This is a genomic window from Amycolatopsis kentuckyensis, from assembly GCF_002155975.1.
GTDB classification, from domain to species: Bacteria; Actinomycetota; Actinomycetes; order Mycobacteriales; family Pseudonocardiaceae; genus Amycolatopsis; species Amycolatopsis kentuckyensis.
The window spans coordinates 1-2224 of record NZ_MUMI01000812.1 but is presented as its reverse complement, the minus strand read 5'-3'; the positions used below and the strand labels follow the sequence as shown (position 1 = coordinate 2224).

Sequence of the window (2224 nt, the reverse complement as noted above, 5' to 3'; positions counted from 1 at the left end):
GTGCCCGGTGACGGCGCCGAGCGGATCGGTGTAGTCGGCGCCGTCGGTGAAGACGTCGGCGATGAGCGCCCGGCGCTTGTCGCCATCGGTCTCGTTCCAGACGGCGATGTACCGCTCGACGATGGTGCGGACGTCGGTCATGGCTGGTTCCTTTCGTTGGGGGACAACGCTTTGCCGTCGTCCCTGCGCTGGAACCCACTCTGGCGGCCCGGTGGCGGCCCGTCGATTACGCGAGAGGTAATGCCGAGGCATTACCCCCGAAGTAATGGCAGCGGCGCCGCGCTCCCCGTAGCGTCGTTCGCGTGACGACCATGGTGCAGGCGCGGCAGCGGCCCGTCGGCGAGCTGCTGCGCGAATGGCGCGACCGGCGCCGGATCAGCCAGCTCGATCTGGCGATCTCGGCGGACATCTCCACCCGCCACCTCAGCTTCGTGGAAACCGGCCGGGCCAAGCCGAGCCGGGACATGGTGCTGCGGCTCGGCGAGCACCTCGACGTCCCGCTGCGGGAACGCAACCGGCTGCTGCTCGCCGCCGGGTTCGCGCCCGCCTACACCGAGACCGCGCTGGGGGATCCCGAGATGGACGCCGTCCGGACGGCCGTGCGGCAGCTGCTCGCCGGGCACGACCCCTACCCGGCCGCCGTCGTCGACCGGAACTGGGACCTCGTCGACGCCAACGCCAGCGTCGGGCTGTTCGTCGCCGGGATCCCGCCCGAGCTGACCACCAACGTCCTGCGCGCCACCCTGCACCCCGACGGCATGGCCCCGCACATCGTCAACCTGGGGGAGTGGCGCGCCCACCTGCTCGGCCGGCTGCGGCGCCAGGTGACCCAGACCGCCGACACGGGCCTCGCCGAGCTCCTGGACGAACTGCGCGGGTACCCGTGCGAGCAGCCCGTGCCCGAGGTGGAGGTCCCCGGACCGGGTGACATCTTCGTGCCGCTGAGGTTCCGCCACGACGGCGCCGAGCTCACGTTCTTCAGCACGGTGGCCACGTTCGGCACCCCGCTGGACGTCACGGTGGCGGAACTGGTGATCGAGTCGTTCTTCCCGGCCGACCCGGCGACGGCGGCGTATCTGCGCGAGCGGGCCGCCCGGGTGGGATGATGGGGGTCCGCGCAGCATCCGAAGTGAGGATCACCGGTTGATGGCCGTCCCGCCTTCGCTCGCCCTGTCCGTCGGAGTCCGCATCCCCCAGCTGCTGTTCGGTGTCGCCGGGCTGTCCCCGGCCGAAACCGGCCGGGCCGTCCGCATCGCCCTCGACACCGGTTACCGCGGCATCGACGCCACGCCGGGCAGCGAGGCGGCGGTGGGCGCGGTGCTCGCCGTGGCCGAGGTGCCGCGCGAGGAGCTCTTCGTCAGCGTGCACGTGCCCGCCCAGGGCTACGACACCGCCCGCCGGGCGGCCGACCAGGCGCTGGAGGCACTCCAGCTCGAGCGGGTCGACCTGTGCCTGCTGGACGGCACGAAGGGCGCGTTCACCGACACCTGGCGCGCGCTGAGCCGGCTGCGCGCCGAGGGCCGGGCCCGCGCGATCGGCGTCTCCGCGTTCGGTGTCTCGGAGCTGCGCCGGCTGATCGACGGGACCGGCTCGGTGCCGGCGGTGAACCAGGTCGAGCTGCACCCGTGGCTGCAGCAGGCGCCGCTGCGCGAGTTCCACGGCGAGCGCGGCATCGTGACGGCCGCCGCCAGCCCGGCCGCGAACGCGGCGCTGCTGTCCGACGAGACGATCACCGCGCTCGCCGCCAAGTACGGCAAGACGCCGGCCCAGATCGTGCTCCGGTGGCACCTGCAGACCGGCACGGTCGCGGTGGCGGCGTCGGCCACCACGACCCGGATCCGGGAGAACTTCGGGATCTTCGACTTCGAGCTGGCCGACGACGACCTCGCCGTGGTGGCCGAGCTCGACAACGGCACGCGGGTCTAGCGCCTAGGTGGACTTGATGCCCGCCGCGGCGAAGTCGGCCTGCTGCGCGGGCTGCTCCAGGTACTCGCGGAACGTCTGGGCGGCGCGCAGCGCGATGTCGTCGATGCCCGGGCCGGCGAGCCCGATGAACGGGTAGTCCGCCGAGCGCGCGTTCGCCACCGACTGGGCGGGCGAGCCGATCATCTCGGGCTTCTTGGTGGTGAGCTCGCTGACCCAGTACGACGACTCGGGCAGCCAGGCGGCGGGCAGCCCGCCGATGGAGTCCATCTTCGCCCGCCCGACCAGCGCGTCGAGCACC

Annotated in this window: 2 protein-coding genes and 1 pseudogene; 2 read left to right on the top strand and 1 reads right to left on the bottom strand. The window is 72.8% G+C overall.

Annotated features, from left to right (window positions below; translation table 11 throughout):
- The first annotated feature begins 311 nt into the window (after positions 1-311).
- On the top strand, positions 312-1106 hold the full coding sequence (locus tag CCN39_RS48215; protein WP_086853914.1) for a helix-turn-helix domain-containing protein: 795 nt from the start codon (positions 312-314) through the stop codon (positions 1104-1106).
- A gap of 40 nt (positions 1107-1146) precedes the next feature.
- On the top strand, positions 1147-1926 hold the full coding sequence (locus tag CCN39_RS48210; RefSeq protein ID WP_086853912.1) for an aldo/keto reductase: 780 nt from the start codon (positions 1147-1149) through the stop codon (positions 1924-1926).
- Positions 1927-1929: 3 nt separating this feature from the next.
- Here CCN39_RS48210 and CCN39_RS48205 read toward each other — a convergent pair.
- Positions 1930-2224, bottom strand: a pseudogene (locus CCN39_RS48205) (hypothetical protein); the annotation flags it as partial.